Source organism: Butyrivibrio sp. MC2021, from assembly GCF_000621605.1.
Lineage (GTDB): Bacteria > Bacillota > Clostridia > Lachnospirales > Lachnospiraceae > Butyrivibrio.
This window is the reverse complement of sequence record NZ_JHXX01000015.1, coordinates 36,047-53,988: the sequence shown is the minus strand read 5'-3', so window position 1 is coordinate 53,988 and position 17,942 is coordinate 36,047. Positions and strand designations below refer to the sequence as shown.

The following is a 17,942-nucleotide window of genomic DNA, read 5'->3' as shown; positions in this document are numbered from 1 at the left end:
ATGAAAAAGAAAAAACTGTGGGTAGTTGGAATAGGACCTGGCTGTAAGGAGGACATGACTCTGAGGGCCATAAGAGTGCTGACAGAGTGCGATGTTATCTGTGGATATACGGTGTACTGCGATCTGGTGAAGCCTCGCTTTCCGGACAAAGAGTATATCAGCACTCCCATGATGGGGGAGGAAAAAAGAGTACAGATGGCTCTTGAGAGAGCTGATCAGGGCTGTGATGTTGCTCTTATCTGCTCCGGAGATGCGGGAGTTTACGGTATGTCGGGCCTTGCCTGCAAAATGGGACAGGATTTTCCTGAGGTGGATATCGAAGTGGTTCCCGGTGTTACTGCGGCCCTTTCCGGAGCTGCCATACTTGGGGCACCCCTTATTCACGATTTTTGCCTTATAAGCCTCAGCGACAGGCTGACACCCATGGAACTCATAGAAAAAAGACTTCGGGCAGCGGCCATGGCGGATATGGCGATAGTTATCTATAACCCGGAGAGCAAGTCAAGAAGCGGATATCTTGCCCATGCCTGCGATGTGCTGCTGGAGACTCTGCCACCGGAGAGGGTCTGCGGAATCGTAAGAAACATCGGAAGAGCAGGAGGAAGCAGCCAGGTTATGACTCTTTCAGAGCTTAAGACCACTGAGGCTGATATGTTCTGCACTGTATTTATCGGCAATTCAGCCACAGAAAATTTAGGTGATATCATGGTCACCCCGAGAGGATATAAAAGTGAAGTGTAAGGTACTACTATTTGGCGGAACTACAGAGGGAAGGATACTGTCGGATTACCTCAGGGAGTATGACATTCCCCACGAAGTCAGTGTGGCAACTGAATATGGCGGCGAGATCCTTCGGGAAAAGGGCGAGGATAACCTTCTTGTGGGAAGAAAAAGCGCCTCTGAGATAGAAAAAGTCATCACAGAAGGGGCATTTACCATTGTGGTCGACGCCACACATCCCTTTGCTACAGCGGTTTCTGCGGAGCTTCGAGGAGCCTGTGAAGCTACCGGAGTGCAGTATTTACGCCTAAAAAGGGATACAGGAAAGGAACTTTCCGGTCAAGAGGGCATTATCTATGTGGATACTCTTAAGGAAGCGATAAAAGAGCTCTCTGACACAGAGGGAAATATCCTTCTTCTTACGGGAAGCAAGGATCTGCAGGAGATTGCGGACAGTTTTTCTGATAAAACAAGGCTTTTTGTGAGGGTTCTGCCAAACACCGACAGCATTGTCAAGTGTGAGATGGCAGGTTTGTCAGGTAAGCAGATAATCGCCATGCAGGGGCCTTTTTCCAGGCAGATGAACGTCGCCACCATAAAAGAGCTTCATGCCACGGCCATCCTGACCAAGGAGAGCGGCAGAACCGGCGGACTTGACGATAAACTTCAGGCTGCCATGGAATGCGGAGTTAAGGCCGTTGTCCTTAAAAATCCCGAGAATAAAAGTGAAGCCTCCGAGGGTTACAGCCTTAAGGATATTTTGAAAATCCTTTCAGAAAATACAGGAAAAGAAATAAAAATAAAAAAAGAAATTACTCTGGCGGGGATGGGCCCCGGAGGAGAAAAATATTTTACCAGGGAATTGATTAAAGAGCTCGAGATAGCAGATGTTATCTTTGGAGCCCAGGCGGTGCTTAAGAATCTTGAGGGTATAAATATTCCTAAAATTCCCGAATATAAGGGTGAGGAAATTAATAAATATCTGGAGAAAAATAGTGAAATTAATCATCCCCTGGTACTTTTTTCAGGGGATATCAGTCTTTGCAGCGGGGCAAAAGGCGCCTTTGAATATTTCAGCAAATTGGGCTATCAGGTAAAGAAAATCCCCGGGATTTCTTCTGTCACTATTTTTGCAGAAAGACTTGGACTGTCACTGGAGAATATTTCTGTTGTCAGCGCCCATGGCAGAAACTGTAATGTAACCTGGCATATGGAAAACAGCAGGGAGCTGATAATCCTTCCCTCCACCCCGGAACACGCCGGGGAGATCTGCCGGGAAGCCTTGGAAATTGCTGATTCTGTTAAGGTTGGCTGCGATCTTGGAACTTCCGAGGAGCAGATTTTGGATATCACTGCAGATTCAGGGGCAATAGACCTTATAAGAGGTAAGAGTCTGATCTATATCAGTAATAACAGGGCAGCTTCCGTGCCCTTTGTTAGGGGACTTTCCGATGATGAGATAATTCGCGGCAAGACTCCCATGACCAAAGAGGAAATAAGGGCACTTTCCATGAGAAAGCTGGCTCTTGGCAGGAATGCGGTCTTTTACGATATCGGCGCAGGAACCGGCTCCATTTCACTGGAGGCAGCGCTTCTGGCCCCGGATATCCAGGTTTATGCCATTGAAAAGGATGATGAGGCCTTAGCTCTTTTACAGCAGAACAAGGATAAGTTCAAGGCTGTAAATATGGAGATCATTCACGGAAAAGCTCCGGAGGCCCTTGATCTTCCTGCCCCCAGCCACGTATTTATCGGTGGGAGCGGCGGAAATATGAAGGATATCCTGGATACTGTTTTTGCTAAGAATAAGGATGCAAGGATAGTGATAAATGCTGTGACTGCGGAGACCTTTGCGGAGGTTATGGACTGCACCAAGGCATATCCTGATATAGAACCTGACATTGTACAGATTTTTGCCAGCAGATACAGAAAGGTGGGCAGATACCATCTGGCGGATGCCCTGAATCCTGTGTATATAATCACGCTTCAGAGAGGGGCTGTGGATGATAAAGCTTAAGGATTTTCCAAGAATCATGATATGCGCCCCGGGAAGTGGCAGCGGCAAGACCCTGATAACCTGCGCTCTTCTTCGTATCCTGGACAGGCAGGGGCTTAATCCCGCCTCTTTTAAGTGCGGCCCTGATTACATAGACCCCATGTTTCACAGGAATGTGCTGGGGATTCCTTCCAGGAATCTTGATCTGTTTCTCATGGGAAGTATGGGCATGAAGGAGGCTCTCTGCAGAGGCGCAGAAGGCAGGGATTTCGGTGTAATGGAAGGCGTCATGGGCTTTTTTGACGGACAAAAGCCGGATTCCTTTGAGGGCTCTTCCTATGATGTCTGTGCAAGTACAGGGACTCCCGCGGTCCTTGTGGTGAACTGCAAGGGCATGAGCCTTTCTGTGGTTCCCCTGATCAAGGGCTTTGCAGACTACGACAGGGATGGGGCTATACAGGGAGTCATCCTTAACAATGTTTCTCCCATGATCGCAGCGAGCCTTCGGGAGAAAATAGAGGAAGAGACAAAGCTTCCGGTTATCGGCTGGCTGCCGAAGATGCCTGAGATAAGCCTTGAGAGCAGACATCTGGGCCTTGTAATTCCGGAGGAGATCCCTGAGCTTTGTGATATGATTGATAAGGTTGCGGATAGACTTCAGGAGCACCTGGACCTTGATAAGCTCCTTGAAATAGCCAATTCCGCCAAACAAATAATGCTCCTTAAGGATTTTGATATTCCTAAGGAGGATAAAAAGCCCCATGGAACCTATAGGATTGGGATAGCAAGGGATGAGGCTTTTTGTTTCTACTATGAGGATAACCTCGATATGTTAAAACTGATGGGGGCTGAGCTTGTGCCTTTTTCCCCTATTCATGACAAAAAGCTCCCGGAGGTGACCCACCTTATTATAGGAGGAGGCTACCCGGAGCTTCACGCTAAGGCCCTTTCTGAGAACAGATCCATGAGAGAGGATATTCTAAGGGCAGCAAAGGCAGGAATGCCTATTCTGGCGGAATGTGGCGGATTTCTGTATCTTCAGGAAAAGCTCTCGGATCCCGATGGAAACACTTATGACATGGCGGGGGCTCTGCCTGGGCAGAGCCATATGACGGACCGCCTTTCTCACTTTGGATATGTGACCATGACCGGCGCAAAAGATGGGTTTTACCTGGGAGAAGATCAGGAGATAAAGGGCCACGAGTTTCATTACTATGACACAACAGACAACGGAGAAGAGTGTCTGTTGACCAAGCCCTCAGGGAAGTCCTGGAGGGGCTACAGATCGGAAAATAAGGTATTTGCGGGATTTGCGCACCTGTACTATCCCTCATGCCCTGAATTTATTAAGAGGTTTTTGAATGCTTGATTTTAAGTCACTTTGTGAATTGACAATAGAAAGGCCCGACAGCGCAGCTTTCAGTTATATAAAGCATAGCTGGGATACAGTCTCCAAGCCCATTGACGGCCTGGGGGATTTTGAGGAGCTAATTTGCCGTATCGGTGCCATTCAGAGGAAGGAAGTTCCTGATACACACAAGAGAGCCACTCTTATTTTCTGCGCAGATAACGGAATTGTGGAGGAGGGCGTATCCCAGAGCGGTAAGGAGATCACCCTTTCCGTGGCAAAGGCCCTGGGAAGCGGTATCAGCAGCGCCTGCACCCTGGGAAGGCATGCCAAAGTGGACATTATACCGGTGGATATAGGCATAGACTCCGATGAGGTTGTAGAGGGAGTCAGAGCCTGCAAGATTTCCCATGGTACAAAGGATTTTCTGAAAGAGCCCGCCATGACCGCAGAAGAGGCCCTTCAGGCCATAGAAACAGGGATAAATCTGGTAAAAGAGCTCTCTGACAGCGGCTTTGGCATCATAGCCACAGGGGAGATGGGAATCGGCAATACCACCACAACCACGGCTGTTTTGTCCGCTATCCTTGGGATAGACAGCGACGAACTCACAGGAAGGGGCGCAGGCCTTTCCGATGAGGGTCTTAGCAGAAAAAGGCAGGTAATAAGAGAAGGCCTGGAAAAATACTCTTTTGACCAAATCCGGGATGAAAAAGAGAGAGCCTTTGAAATCCTGAGATCCGTAGGAGGCCTGGATATAGCGGGCCTTGTGGGGGCATTTATTGGCGGAGCCATCTGCCATGTGCCCATGGTGATAGACGGCGTTATCAGCTCCACAGCGGCTCTTATTGCGGATATTCTGGTGCCGGGAGTAAGAGACTACCTGATCCCTTCCCACAGAGGCAGAGAAAAGGGAAATAAGATTGTTCTTAAGAGACTTGGTCTTTTCCCCTATATAAAAGGAAACATGGCCCTGGGAGAGGGCACGGGAGCGTTGATGCTTTTCCCTCTTCTTGATATGACCCTGGACTATTACGAGAACGGCGCTAAATTCGCCGATTACAGCATTGATGAATACAAGAGGTTTAAATAAATGATCTGTCTGGTTTTGGGAACTCCCGACAGTGGCAAGTCCAAACGGGCCGAGGACCTGGTGATGGAGCTGGCAGGAGCAGGCAAAAAGTATTATATCGCCACCATGATCCCATTCGGAGAAGAGGGAAAAAAGCGGGTGGAGAAGCACAGGAAAATGAGAGAGGGCAAGGGCTTTGAGACCATCGAGTGTACTACAAAGATTCATGAACTGTCAGACACACTTAAGGACCTTGAAGCTTCCACCTGTCTTTTGGAGTGCATGTCCAACCTTGTGGGCAACGAGATGCATGAGGAGCGGAATCTTGAGAGATCCGCGGAGGAACTTGCCGATTACATCACCGATTCCGTGATGTCTTTATCCGAAAAAGCTGGAAATATGGTGCTTGTAGCCAATACTTTTCCTCTTGACGGAGAGGGCTACGACGAAGATACTAGAAAATATGTCCGCATTGTGGACCTGGTAAATCAAAGACTTAGAAATAAGGTGGACGAAGTATATGAACTTATTTAAGAGCATGGCAATCTCATTTTCTCTGTATTCCAAGATCCCTATGCCCACATTTGAGTGGGATGAAAAGAATTATAAGCACGCCATAGCTTTTTTGCCCCTGGTGGGAATCATCATCGGCTACATATCCTCCCTGGTTATGCTGATCATGGACAATATGGAGTTTCCTGAGTTTGTTGTCACCATCGCCATGACCCTGATTCCCCTGATAATCACCGGGGGATTTCATCTGGACGGCTTTATGGATGTTCAGGACGCCCTTCATTCCTATCAGGACAAGGAAAAGAAGCTTCAGATCATGAAGGACCCCCATATCGGTGCCTTTGCGGTGATCGGCGGGGGGATGCTGCTTCTTACCTGGCTTGGCGCATCATATCTGATGATAAGAAGGGCCTTTGACAGCAGGATGACGGCGGTTCTTGACGTTTATTATGCAAGCTTCTGCCTGGTCAGGGCTTTCTGCGGCATCACCAGTATCGCTTTTCCCCATGCCAAGGAGGACGGCATGTTGTCCATGGAGACCAAAAAGTCCGGAGCGCTGGACATATGCATTCTTACTGTGTTTGCCGCCGCATCCGGAGCCTATATGGTTTATAAGAACATCAATTTCGGCATCGCAGCCATAATAGCCCTGGCTGTTTTCAGCTTCTGGTACAAGGGCAAGTGCAAAAAAGAGTTTGGCGGCGTCACCGGAGATACCGCAGGCTTTTATGTGGTGGCAGGAGAAGCGGTGATTTTAGTGGTTCTTGCAATCCTCAGCGGTGTGATGCTTTAAGGAGACAGTTTTGGGAAAATATCATTTAATAGCATTTTTCATAGGTTTTTTCCTGGATCAGATAATTGGAGACCCCTACAACATTCCCCATCCCATAAGATTTATCGGGAATCTCATAAGCTTTCTGGATAAGAAGCTCCTGGGGGATGTTTCTACAGGAACAAGGGATTTTCAGAGGGAAAAAAGAAGAGGAGTTGCCCTCTGCGTTCTGGTAATAACCATAACTGCGGTGGTTACGGCAATTGTCAGCATTGGAGCATATTTGATTCACCCATACCTGGGAATAGCGGTGGAAGCGGTCCTTACCTGTTATATCCTGGCTGCCAAGAGCCTTAGGGTGGAGAGCATGAAGGTCTACGACGCCCTGGAAAAGGGTACTATCGAGGATGCCAGAAAGGCAGTATCCATGATAGTCGGAAGGGACACGAACTGCCTTGATAGAGCCGGGGTAACCAGGGCTGTGGTGGAGACTGTGGCGGAGAACACCTCCGACGGCGTCATCGCGCCCCTTATCTACACCTTTATCGGAGGCCCTATATTGGGGCTTGCTTATAAGGCTGTAAATACCATGGATTCTATGGTTGGCTACCATAACGATCGTTATGAATATTTCGGAAAAACAGCGGCAAAGCTGGATGATGTGGTCAATTACATCCCTGCCAGGCTCAGCGCATTTTTCATGATACTGGCTTCTTTTTTCGGAGGAAAAAAATATTCCTTCAGGGGAGCTATAAAGATATTCAAGAGAGACAGATATAACCACAAGAGCCCCAATTCCGCCCAGACCGAGAGCGTCTGCGCCGGAGCCCTGTCTGTAAGGCTTGCGGGGAATGCCAGCTATTTTGGCAAAATAGTTAAAAAGCCCTTTATAGGCGATCCCATCAGGGAGATAGAGACTGCGGACATTAAAAGGGCCTGCTTTCTTATGTACCTTACGGAGTACCTGTGCGCAGCAGCTTTGCTGATGATTTGGGTGATCCTTTGGCTTATTATTCGTTCTGTATAAATAGGAGTTAACGTGGCACACGGCGGAGATATCTACGATAAAAAAATAGAATACGACCTTTCGGTAAACTTAAATCCCAATCCCTGTCCGGCGAAGATTTTGGATGCCCTCAGGTCAGCAGTGGAGGAGGCTTCCAGATATCCCGACATACTGCAAAGGGACTTTAGGAAATCCGTGGCAGCAGCCGAGAACAAGCTTCTTGGGGCAGATTATCTCACAGAGGACAATATTCTTGGAGGAAACGGCGCTTCTGAGCTTATTTTTGCTATTATCAGGATGATAGAGCCTAAGGAAGTCCTTATTCCTATTCCGGGATTCTACGGCTACAGACACAGCCTTAATGCCGTATCAGGGGTGAATATCAGAGAGTACCGGTTAAAAGAGCAGAATGGATTTGAATTAACCGCCGATTTTGCCGAGGAAATTACTGAGACTACAGACCTGGTGATCCTGGCTAATCCCAACAATCCCACGGGAAGAGCCATATCGCCCAAGGTTTTGGACCATATTCTTGAAAAATGCAAAAAAAACGGCACCTACGTGCTTATGGATGAGTGTTTTCTTCATCTGACAGAGGGGGCAGTGAGTGCAGCTGCCTATATTTCGGAGATGCCCGGTCTCTTTATTGTAAATGCCTACACCAAGCTTTTTTCCATACCGGGAGTAAGAATAGGCTATGCCATGTCTGCACCGGAGAATATTGAGAAGTTGCGTACTTTTCTTCCTGAGTGGAACATGTCGGCTTTTGCCCTTAAGGCTGGCTGTGCCTGCGCGGATTACATCCTTGAGACAGATTTTGTGGAAAACTCAATACTTCGCACAACCAATTGTCGTCATGAACTTACAGCTCTCCTTGAGAAACAAAAAATAAAGGTCTACCCTTCAGACACCTGCTATGTACTACTCAGGGCAGAGGATGACCTTTATAATAGATTTCTTGATAAAAAGATCCTGATCAGAGACTGCTCCGATTTTGCAGGACTTTCTACGGGTTATTACAGGATCGCGGTGAGCGGAAGTGATGTTATAATTGTTTAATCAGCTACTGTGTTCCTGTTTTCAAAGGTTGCGCGAAGGACTCTTGGATGAACCGTGTGATCTTTTCCAAGGGCCTCGGTTGCGTATTTTTTTACCATAAGTTCTACGGATCTGGGAGTGATGCGCCTGTGGATGGAGCTCAGGAACAGGGCATCGAAATTGTCTTCGTTGGCGCCTATATTGTCTCTGGCGTCATAGAGATAGTGCTTCAAAATGTCCAGGACTTCCTCGGAGAGCTTGATTCTGGAAACGGTCTTTCCATCCCCTTCACCCATTCTTACAACATCCAAATAACCGGGATTGAAGGAGATATCTCCGCAGTTGATGGCGCAGAGCTCTGACACTCTCAGGCCTGTATCCAGCATGAGAAGGGCAATTGCCTTATCCCTGATAACCAGGTGGGGCCTCATCTTATCCTTGGGATTTTGCTTATTTTCCGGAGTTTCCGCCAATTTTCTTTTGGCTCTTTTGTGATTGGCTTCAATAATATTGAGAAAGCTCTTGCACTGGGCCTCAGTAAGGATCTGAACCGCTTCCCTGGGCTTTTTGGTCACCTTGGGAACTGTGGCTTCCAGTGAGGAATTATAGGAAATATAGCCCTTAACAAAGAGAAAAGAGTACAGTGATTTGATGGACATGATCTTTCTCTTTTTTGAGGCCTGGCTGTTGGTCTTAGGCTTCTCATTCTCGTTTTTCTCATCAAATTTGTAATTGGAGAGCCATTCCAGATACTTGTCGAAGTCAGCCCCTGTGAGCTTTTCAAGGGTTTCTGCGGTGACATCACTTACAGTCTTAACCTCTGCATCCACCTTTACCAGATATTTAAAGAAATTGTAGATGTCGAAAATATACTCCATTCGAGTCTTCAGGGAGTTTCTTTCCCTGAGATAGATCTCGTATTCTGTGCAAAATGAAGGGAGCTCAGTCAACAGCGCGTTCATACGCTGATTGTACTGAAGCTCCAGTTTTTCTTTGTACTCGATGGTGTTATTATTAATTATCATATTTTTCCCCCGAAAATATGGATTTTATCTTATCGGACAGATGAAATATAACATATTATAATGACCTTATCAATCAGGAGGGCACTATGATTCAGGATATTTACCCAAGCAGATTAAATAATGCATACGTACACTGCGAAATAGAAGCAGAGGACTATCTTCTTGCTTTTAACAAGGAGGGCAAGATCCTCGTGGGAACTGACCCGGTAAGGCTTTTTCCTCTGGGAAAAGACATAACTTCAGGGCGACAGGTCTACATTTTTTCCCTGGATGATAAAAGATTCTTCCTCTCCCTGGATAACATCGAGAAGCCCCTGGAGGGCTACGATTTCTATTCCATAAGAGATGCCAGGGACAGATTTTCGGGAAAAGAGGTTTTTGCCATATTTACGGCTTACCACCTCTGGAAATGGTATTCTGACAATATCTACTGCGGAAAATGCGCACAGAAGCTGGAGCATAGCACCACGGAGAGAGCTCTTAAGTGCCCGAAATGCGGGAACATCATCTATCCAAGGATCAATCCCGCGGTCATCGTTGGCGTTACCAACGGGGACAGGCTCCTACTTACCAAATACAGGACAGGATACGGCCACAATGCGCTGGTGGCGGGCTTTACCGAGATCGGAGAGACCCTTGAGGAGACCGTGGCCAGGGAGGTCATGGAGGAGACAGGCCTCAAGGTCAAGAATATCCGCTATTATAAGTCCCAGCCCTGGGGCATGGCATTGGATATTCTCACCGGCTTTTACTGCGACGTTGACGGGGATGATACCATCCACATGGATGAAGGCGAGCTTAAGTATGCAGAGTGGGTAAAACGTGAAGATATCGAGCTTCAGCCCAATAATCTCAGCCTTACCAATGAGATGATGAAGATGTTCAAACAGGGAAAACAATCCTTTTCCGAATAACAGAAGTAGATGTAATATAATTGTGATATAATCAAAATAACGATAATGTGTTGTGGAGATATCACACATGGATGAGGCGGTTTCAAGGGCTGCAAATCATATTGGAATAGCAGAATATGTGGCAGAGAACATAGATGTTGCTATTGAAAAAGGCTGGGTTAAGGTATATTACCAGCCTGTTATTCGCACGCTTACAGGACAGCTTTGCGGTGCTGAGTCCCTGGCCAGATGGATTGACCCTGTCCATGGATTTCTTTCTCCGGATAAGCTTATAGGTCCCCTGGAAGATACAAATCAGATTTACAAGTTGGACTCATATATCGTAGAAAAGGTCTGCTCGGATATCTCTGAGCGTATTAATAATGGTCTGGAAGCCGTTCCGGTTTCTGTGAATTTTTCCAAGCTTGATTTTGAAGCTACGGATATGCTGAAAGTAGTGGAAGATGCTGTGGAAAAATATAATATCCCAAGAGATTATATCCATGTTGAAATAACTGAGAGTATGATCGTCTCTGATTCTGATCTTATGGAGAGAGTCATTGAAAGCTTCAGAAATGCAGGCTTTGAAGTCTGGATGGATGACTTTGGAAGCGGGTATTCTTCATTAAATCTTCTCAAAGATTACCAATTTGATACCCTGAAGATGGATATGGAATTTTTGAAATCTTTTACTGATAAATCCAAGGCTATCATGACAGCTGCCATAACCATGTCCAAAAACATCGGGATCATGACTCTGGCAGAGGGCGTTGAAACCCCGGAGCAGGTGGAATTTCTTTATTCCATAGGCTGTGGCAAGCTTCAGGGATATTATTATGGCAAAGCTATGCCTTTGGAGGAATTTTTTGCTCATATAGAAGAAATGGGTATAAAAATAGAGCCCAGAAAGTGGCGCCATTACTATCAGACCGGAAGTTTTTGCGCCAGAGCTACAGAGGAACCCTTGGAGATCGTTGAGGATGACGGAAAAGAGTTTCGAACTCTTTTTATGAATAAAGCTTATAAAAGGCAGGTCCTTACAGGAGAATACTCTTTGGAGGGGATTGACCGTCTGATATATAAAACCAAGTCACCGCTTTTGAAAAAATATCGCGAATATGCTGATACTATCGAAACAACCAAGAACCAGGAGACTTTTTACTATACCTATGATGGAAATATTCTGTGCTTCCAGGGAGAAGAACTGGCTGAAATTGATGGAAAGCATCTTATAAAGGGCTCCATCAGAAATATTTCCATAGACAATGACTTTAGAACACAGAATGCCGTTGGCAACAAGCTCAGGGAATTAAACCATCTTTTCGAGACAGTTATGATCATCAATATAGAGAGGCATACTATTTTCCCTTTGCTTGGAAAGCGTAAATATATTAATGTGCCTGACAATATAGAAAATATGCTGCAGGAGCATCTGGACAGAATGGTGGCCGATTTTATCGCGGATGCTGACAAGCAAAAATTCTATGATTTTACTGATATCTCGACCTTGAAAAGTCGAGTAGAAGCCTCTGATAAAGGATATATTGAAAACATCTTCAGGATCAAGCAGCCGGATGGCAACTACAGATGGAAAGAGATGAGTATCATGATGATTCCCGGATCGTCGGGAAAAGAGTACCTTGTATGCGGCAAGGCGACAGCTGATGATGCCCAGCCCTTCCTTACAAGTAATAATAGGGTTCATAATCCTGAAGATTATGGGCTTACAAATGAAAATGCCGTTATTCAGTCCAAGATGTGGGAAAGCATAGTGGCAGCTTCCTCTGTTAAGTTTTTCTGGAAGGACAAGAATCGCAGATTCCTGGGATGCAGCAGGGCATTTCTGGATTTCTTTAACGTTAAGCTTGAAGATATCCTTGGAAAAAATGATGAGGAAATGGGATGGCTTATCGATCAAAAGGCCTTTGAAGAAGGAGAACTGGAGGTTCTGAATAAAGGGAAAAATATAGTAAGGGCTCCGGGACAATGCATCATAAACGGCATAGTTCATAACATTGTAAGTGATAAGAGACCTGTTTATGAAAATGGCCAGATTATCGGCCTTATGGGACATGTTACAGACGTGGATGAGGAGCTTAGCTATCTTGATAAACTCTATAATGAACGTCGCCTGGATCCTGTCACCGGCCTTATGAACGTCTCGGCACTGGCGGAAGTAACAAGGAGTTACGCCCATAACTATGCTACTAAAGGTATAAACTACGCGCTCATTATCCTGCGCAATGAGAACCATCACCGCATTGTTGATGATTATGGCGAAGTGTATCGGATCAGATTTTGCCATGGTAACTGATTTAACTGAGCCTGAGACCCTGAAGGCTATGGTGGAGGAGCTCAGAACAAAGCTTGAAGCAATTAAAAAGCTGGAGGGAAACGACATCACTAAAAAAATCAAAATTGGCTACAGACTAAGGAATGAAGAGGGCATAACCGATGAAAATATCTATTCGGCTGTTCTGGATGAGCTGATGAAATAAAGGGAGATTTAAACATGAATATAAAAGTATCGGGATTAAGATCGGGACTAAATTATAACGATCAGCTTAATCCTATAACCGGCGGATTTATCGAGGATATTGAAAGAAAACTGGGCGATAGACTGGTAATGAGTGATATTGCTGACTACGACTGCGATCTGAAGCTCATTTTTGTTCAGTCCGGAGGCAGCGAGAACCTGTTTTTACAGAACTTTGATAAGTTAAAGGAGCCATTTTACCTTCTTACCAACGGATCAAACAATTCATTGGCCGCATCCCTGGAGATTATGACCTATGTAACAGGAATGGGCGGTAATGGCGAAATTCTCCACGGAGATGTGGACTACATAGCAGGACGCATCAGGACACTGGCTTTGACCAATCAGCTGAAAAAGAAACTCTCTGAGACAGTATTCGGAGTATTGGGAAAGCCCTCTGACTGGCTGATTGCCTCGGTGCCTTCATATGACGATGTGGCAAAAAAACTGGGAATTTCCTTCAAGGATATTTCTCTGGAGGAAGTGAAGCAGGAATTCCAGAAAACCCTCATGGTAAACAAGGATTTGCTTTCAGGACCCTTTGATGATTCAGAGAAAACCAAGGCTCTTCGTACTTATGGAGCATTAAAAACAATAGCAGACAGATATGGCCTATCCGGTTTTACCATCAGGTGTTTTGACCTGTTGGAACCCCTGGCAACGACAGGCTGTGTGGGTCTTGCTTTACTTAATGATGAAGGGGTGACTGCAGCCTGCGAAGGCGATATAGCTGCACTTATTTCCATGCATATCGTAAGGCTTCTTACAGGTCAGGCTTCATTCCAGGCGAACCCTTCAAGGATCTCTCCTGCAGATAACACCGCTGTTTTAGCCCACTGCACGATTCCGCTCCATATGACAAAAGACCTGAGGCTTGATTCACATTTTGAGTCCGGAACAGGAGTTGCCATAAAGGGCTTTTTGAAAGAGGAAGATGTGACAATATTCAGGCTCTCAGCTGATTTAAAGCGCTTTTTTGTCAGTGACGGTACAATTATCAAAAACCTTGATGAGCCGGACCTGTGCCGTACTCAGATCCTTGTAAAATTCAAGGAAGATGTTTCAGATATTTTGAGAAAGCCCTGCGGAAATCATCATATCGTATTTTATGGGCATCATGCAGATGATATCAGATGTGTGATGAAGGCCCTTTTGACGGAGGAAAGCTGATGACATCAGGTTCACATGACAGCCTGCCTGCAACCGGCAAAAAAGAAGCCATAAAGATTAAAGAAAACCCGAAAGCTACAGCTCTTAAGAAGGCTCCGGATGAGGTTATTGCAATGGCTATCAGGGATACTCTGCTTAAAGAGAAGGGAAAGAAATAAACATATATTCAGAATTCCTTCTTATTCATGATTTTAGTGCTGATAAGATATGAAACAAATGCAGCTGCAATGCACAAAGCGCACAGTACAGGAATCACAACAGCGGTGGAAATGCTGTCCAGGGAAGCACTGATGCCTTCAACGGGAATATTCATACTGCTGAGCAGTGTGGTGGAGCCGAATATTATTACTGCGATAAGGCCGAATATGATGAAAAGAGCGATTCGGCTTTTTTCTGCGCCGTACTTGAGCTGAAGGGGAATCAGGATGCAGCCTGACATGTACATGGCAGGAATAATAGCCATGAGCTCCGGAAGTTCTGCAAAGGCTGTTCCACCGTTGCCCTGGACCACCCTTACGATGCAGAACAGCACTGCGCCAATGCACCAGGCGATAACTGAAACGCCAAGGGTGAAGAGATATTTTTCTTTTACATAGGTCTTTTTATCTATTGGCAGGGTCATCAAAAATGCATAACCATTATCAAGTTCATCGTAGCTCAGGGTTCCTATGGCGATCATCATGGCCAGCATTGTCAGATAGGCTACTACAAAGGACCCGTTCATGGAAACGCCCATAAAAAGCGCCATGGCGATAAATACCACAATAGTCTGCTTTCTTATCAGAGTGAGTCTGATGTCTTTTTCTATAAGTCCGCGCATATCAGTTACCTCCTGTCATCATCAAGATCAGATCGTCAATGTTTCCATTTTCAATCACAATATCCGGATAGTTCTCGGCATAGAACTGTTTCTCGTTAGTGAAGCAGGAATAGCCGAAGCTGTCCTTTTTTTCTTTAAGAATATAGCTCTTATCCAGCCTGCTGTAGGCCTGCTCATCCATCTTAAGCAGCGCGTAATTACTTAAAACCGCGTCTGTTTCCTCATGGAGGATAACCTTGCCGTTGTGGATCAGGTAAATATCATCGCAGATTCCCTCCAGGTCAGAGGAGATGTGGGATGTGATAAGGATTGAGCGCTTCTCATCCTCAAGGAGATAGCCCCTGAGAAGATCGAGAATATCATTTCGTGCCTCAACATCCAGACCTGCTGTGGGTTCGTCCATGATAAGAAGGCTCGCCCTGTGGCTCATGGCCACCAGTACACGGAGCTTGGCCTTCATACCTGTGGAAAACTCAGAGATCTTTTTGTTGAAAGGAAGGCCCTGGGCCTTGCAGTTATCTCTGAAAAAAGTCTCGTCGAAGGTGGGATAGAGCTTCTTCAAAATACATGTTACATCCTCAACTCTCAGATACTGGCTAAAGCCTGAATCGGAGAGGGCAACACCGATTGATGCCTTATCTGTTCCGGTGAGTTGTGAGGCCTCTTTGCCATTTATGGTAATGCTTCCCTGGTCGGGGCTGATAAGACCAAGGATCGACTTGATCGTAGTGCTCTTGCCGGCGCCGTTCTTGCCAACGATGCCGGTGACTGTTCCATCTGGAATCTCCAGAGAAACTTCCAGATGAAAATCGCCATAGTTCTTAACAAGATTATCAACTTTAACCATCAGTATTCCTCCAAAATGATCTGAACGATCTCCAGAATATCCTCTTTGGTGAAGCCTACGGCAGTGGCCTTGGAAACAGCGGCAGCAAAGTCGTCCTCAACGCTCTTCCTGCGGGCTTCCATGGCAAGTGACTTGTCCGTGGCGGCAACATAGGTGCCTTTGCCGTGAACTGTGACAACAAAGCCTTCTTCCTCCAGTTTGTCATAGGCCTTCTTGACAGTAAGGGCGCTTATCCTAAGCTCTGCCGACAGGGCTCTGACCGAGGGAAGAGCCTCGTTCTCCGGCAGCTCGCCGCTAATAATATTGTTCTTCACCTGATTCACCAGCTGTTCGTAAATGGGAACCATCGAGGTATTATTTAAAATGATATGCATATCTTCATCCTCCATAAACAGTATATAACAGTATAAAACTGTTTGTCAACTGTTATATGCTGTTTATTATTATTTTTTTCGGAAAAGGGTTTTAGAACAAAATGGATGTCAACTTACTATTTTGACTCAGAAGGTAAGATGGTCAGGGGACGCACTATTACTAAGTGGACCAAGAAATATACATTTGATGAAAATGGCGTGCTAATAAAATTAAAATTTTTCCAACACTTTTTCTTTTCCAAACGTTATATATACAGAAAGGTCTTTTGACATATCTTTTTACTTGGGGAGTCTAGGGGAATGGAGCAGGAAATTGCTTACCTGTATGAGAAACTGAATACTGAGCTGGTCAAATGGTGCCGCATGATGACCCAGGATGAGGATATGGCAAGAGAAATTGTTTAGGAGGGATTCAATATGTGAAATCTGTGAATAATTAACAAGAGTTGGAGAGGAGTTGTGACGAAATGAGTGATAATAGGGGATTTAAAGCTTTCTTATGTATATGGCTGGGACAGCTCATATCAAGTATTGGAAGTGGGTTAACGTCTTTTGGACTTAACGTGTATGTATTTGAACAGTCAAAAAGTGCACTCGCTTGCTCAATAGTAACATTGTGTGCGTTTCTGCCAATGGTATTACTTACACCATTTTCAGGGGTGCTGGCTGATAGATTTAGCAGAAAAAAACTAATGCTTATAGGTGATTCTTTTTCTGCTATTTGTCTGCTTGTTTTACTTGTAATGGTTATTACTAAAAATGACAGCGTTGCACTGATTTGTATATGTGTATTTTCAAGCTCTATTTTTGCTTCCTTGATGGATCCTGCATATAAATCAGCAGTCACAGATCTTTTGACAAAGGATCAGTTTTCAAAAGCAGGTGGATTAATTCAGCTTGCCAGTGCAGCCAAGTTCTTGATTTCTCCGATAATAGCCGGACTGATCATCAAGCTGGGAGGGATTAATACTATTCTTCTCATAGACATCTGCACATTTTTTATAACTTTATTCACTGTTGTGATAGCTGGAAAGCAGATGGAAAAGAGTCAGCATCTTAATAAGGATTCCAAGCTCAGTTTTTTCAAAGACTTTGCAGACGGTTGGAAGAGTCTTACAAAGAATCATGGTGTAGTTGTTCTTATGCTACTTGCTACACTTATAACTTTCTACGTTGGAGTAATAGAAACCCTTCTTACTCCAATGCTTTTGGAGATTACGGATTCATCAACACTTGGGGTAATAACTTCGGTAAGCGCTATTGGAATGCTGGTTACCAGTCTGGTACTTGGAATAAAGGGAATTAAAAATGGTTATGTAAGACTCCTTGCAACAGGCTTTGCCATTATGGGAATAATGATAGGAGTGGTAGGCTGTTTGACCAATCTGGTGTTGATAGCAGTATTTGGATTTTTATTCTTTGCAATGATACCACTTACCAACACCTGTATTGACGTCCTTTTGAGAAGTAACCTTGATCAGGATACCCAGGGAAGGGAGTGGGGACTGATTTCATTTGTTACACAGATTGGATATATTGTGGCTTATGGAATTTCAGGTGCACTTGCTGATTATGTTTTTAATCCTCTGTTAAGACCTGATGGGTTACTTGCAACTACAGTGGGACGCGTAGTTGGAACTGGAATGGAAAGAGGAATAGCGTTCATGCTAATCATATGTGGCTTTTCAATGATCATCTTAAGTGTAGTGATTTACTGTAACAAATCAATGAAAAAAATAGAAAACATTTTTATAGAAAACATAGAAGACATTTCAACTGTCGATCAAAAAGAATTGGGAGCCTAAAGGAAAA

The 17,942-nt window shown here is 45.1% G+C and carries 19 protein-coding genes; 15 read left to right on the top strand and 4 right to left on the bottom strand.

Annotated elements, in window-relative coordinates; translation table 11 throughout:
• From cobJ to T359_RS20670, 8 genes are read left to right on the top strand one after another with little or no spacing between them, the layout of a single operon-like run.
• A complete protein-coding gene (gene cobJ / locus T359_RS0115290; protein ID WP_035784666.1) occupies positions 1 to 741 on the top strand; it encodes a precorrin-3B C(17)-methyltransferase in 741 nt (246 codons plus the stop codon).
• Positions 731 to 2,737 carry a precorrin-6A reductase gene (gene cobK, locus T359_RS0115285; RefSeq protein WP_026518223.1) on the top strand — a complete coding sequence of 669 codons (2,007 nt, stop codon included), beginning with the start codon at positions 731 to 733 and terminating at the stop codon, positions 2,735 to 2,737. Before cobJ ends, cobK begins: the two co-directional genes overlap by 11 nt.
• Positions 2,724 to 4,085 (top strand): cobyrinate a,c-diamide synthase, encoded by a 1,362-nt coding sequence (locus T359_RS0115280; protein ID WP_035784665.1) that lies wholly within the window; start codon positions 2,724 to 2,726, stop codon positions 4,083 to 4,085. The genes cobK and T359_RS0115280 overlap by 14 nt, the downstream gene beginning before the upstream one ends.
• Positions 4,078 to 5,157 (top strand): nicotinate-nucleotide--dimethylbenzimidazole phosphoribosyltransferase, encoded by a 1,080-nt coding sequence (gene cobT, locus T359_RS0115275; protein WP_026518221.1) that lies wholly within the window; start codon positions 4,078 to 4,080, stop codon positions 5,155 to 5,157. Before T359_RS0115280 ends, cobT begins: the two co-directional genes overlap by 8 nt.
• Positions 5,158 to 5,670, top strand: a complete 513-nt coding sequence (locus tag T359_RS20675; RefSeq protein WP_035784663.1) for a bifunctional adenosylcobinamide kinase/adenosylcobinamide-phosphate guanylyltransferase — start codon at positions 5,158 to 5,160, stop codon at positions 5,668 to 5,670.
• Positions 5,657 to 6,442, top strand: a complete 786-nt coding sequence (cobS, locus tag T359_RS0115265) for an adenosylcobinamide-GDP ribazoletransferase (protein WP_035784662.1) — start codon at positions 5,657 to 5,659, stop codon at positions 6,440 to 6,442. Before T359_RS20675 ends, cobS begins: the two co-directional genes overlap by 14 nt.
• 10 nt (positions 6,443 to 6,452) lie before the next feature.
• A complete protein-coding gene (cbiB, locus tag T359_RS0115260) occupies positions 6,453 to 7,448 on the top strand; it encodes an adenosylcobinamide-phosphate synthase CbiB (RefSeq protein ID WP_026518219.1) in 996 nt (331 codons plus the stop codon).
• Between the two features lie 12 nt (positions 7,449 to 7,460).
• Positions 7,461 to 8,486, top strand: coding sequence for a pyridoxal phosphate-dependent aminotransferase (locus T359_RS20670; RefSeq protein ID WP_035784661.1), 1,026 nt, complete (start codon positions 7,461 to 7,463; stop codon positions 8,484 to 8,486).
• Here the strand turns inward: T359_RS20670 and T359_RS21815 are convergent.
• A complete protein-coding gene (locus T359_RS21815; RefSeq protein WP_026518218.1) occupies positions 8,483 to 9,490 on the bottom strand; it encodes a tyrosine-type recombinase/integrase in 1,008 nt (335 codons plus the stop codon). The two genes, T359_RS20670 and T359_RS21815, sit on opposite strands and share 4 nt — an antisense overlap.
• A gap of 86 nt (positions 9,491 to 9,576) precedes the next feature.
• On the opposite strand from T359_RS21815, the gene nudC reads away from it, so the two are divergent.
• From nudC to T359_RS22545, 5 genes are all read left to right on the top strand, one after another.
• Positions 9,577 to 10,404, top strand: a complete 828-nt coding sequence (gene nudC / locus T359_RS0115245; protein WP_026518217.1) for an NAD(+) diphosphatase — start codon at positions 9,577 to 9,579, stop codon at positions 10,402 to 10,404.
• A gap of 67 nt (positions 10,405 to 10,471) precedes the next feature.
• The gene (locus tag T359_RS21810) at positions 10,472 to 12,697 is read left to right on the top strand and encodes an EAL domain-containing protein (RefSeq protein WP_051545502.1); all 2,226 of its coding nucleotides are present in this window, start codon (positions 10,472 to 10,474) and stop codon (positions 12,695 to 12,697) included.
• The gene (locus T359_RS0115235; protein ID WP_026518216.1) at positions 12,687 to 12,881 is read left to right on the top strand and encodes a hypothetical protein; all 195 of its coding nucleotides are present in this window, start codon (positions 12,687 to 12,689) and stop codon (positions 12,879 to 12,881) included. Before T359_RS21810 ends, T359_RS0115235 begins: the two co-directional genes overlap by 11 nt.
• Before the next feature lie 14 nt (positions 12,882 to 12,895).
• Positions 12,896 to 14,089 (top strand): hypothetical protein, encoded by a 1,194-nt coding sequence (locus T359_RS20655; protein WP_051545499.1) that lies wholly within the window; start codon positions 12,896 to 12,898, stop codon positions 14,087 to 14,089.
• Entirely contained in the window at positions 14,089 to 14,247 is a 159-nt protein-coding gene (locus T359_RS22545) for a hypothetical protein (RefSeq protein WP_155840142.1), read from the top strand. Before T359_RS20655 ends, T359_RS22545 begins: the two co-directional genes overlap by 1 nt.
• Positions 14,248 to 14,255: 8 nt before the next feature.
• Here T359_RS22545 and T359_RS0115220 read toward each other — a convergent pair whose 3' ends face one another.
• Genes T359_RS0115220 through T359_RS0115210 form a run of 3 tightly spaced genes read right to left on the bottom strand, consistent with a single transcriptional unit; the run spans position 14,256 to position 16,130 of the window.
• Positions 14,256 to 14,909 (bottom strand): ABC-2 transporter permease, encoded by a 654-nt coding sequence (locus T359_RS0115220; protein ID WP_026518215.1) that lies wholly within the window; start codon positions 14,907 to 14,909, stop codon positions 14,256 to 14,258.
• A 1-nt stretch (position 14,910) separates the two neighbouring features.
• A complete protein-coding gene (locus T359_RS0115215; RefSeq protein WP_026518214.1) occupies positions 14,911 to 15,756 on the bottom strand; it encodes an ABC transporter ATP-binding protein in 846 nt (281 codons plus the stop codon).
• The gene (locus T359_RS0115210; protein WP_026518213.1) at positions 15,756 to 16,130 is read right to left on the bottom strand and encodes a GntR family transcriptional regulator; all 375 of its coding nucleotides are present in this window, start codon (positions 16,128 to 16,130) and stop codon (positions 15,756 to 15,758) included. The genes T359_RS0115215 and T359_RS0115210 overlap by 1 nt, the downstream gene beginning before the upstream one ends.
• A gap of 105 nt (positions 16,131 to 16,235) precedes the next feature.
• Between T359_RS0115210 and T359_RS23375 the strand changes: the two genes are divergently transcribed.
• Together T359_RS23375 and T359_RS20650 are read left to right on the top strand one after the other, a co-directional pair.
• The gene (locus T359_RS23375) at positions 16,236 to 16,400 is read left to right on the top strand and encodes a hypothetical protein (RefSeq protein WP_256374491.1); all 165 of its coding nucleotides are present in this window, start codon (positions 16,236 to 16,238) and stop codon (positions 16,398 to 16,400) included.
• A gap of 197 nt (positions 16,401 to 16,597) precedes the next feature.
• On the top strand, positions 16,598 to 17,935 hold the full coding sequence (locus T359_RS20650) for an MFS transporter (RefSeq protein WP_081795612.1): 1,338 nt from the start codon (positions 16,598 to 16,600) through the stop codon (positions 17,933 to 17,935).
• Positions 17,936 to 17,942 lie beyond the last annotated feature (7 nt).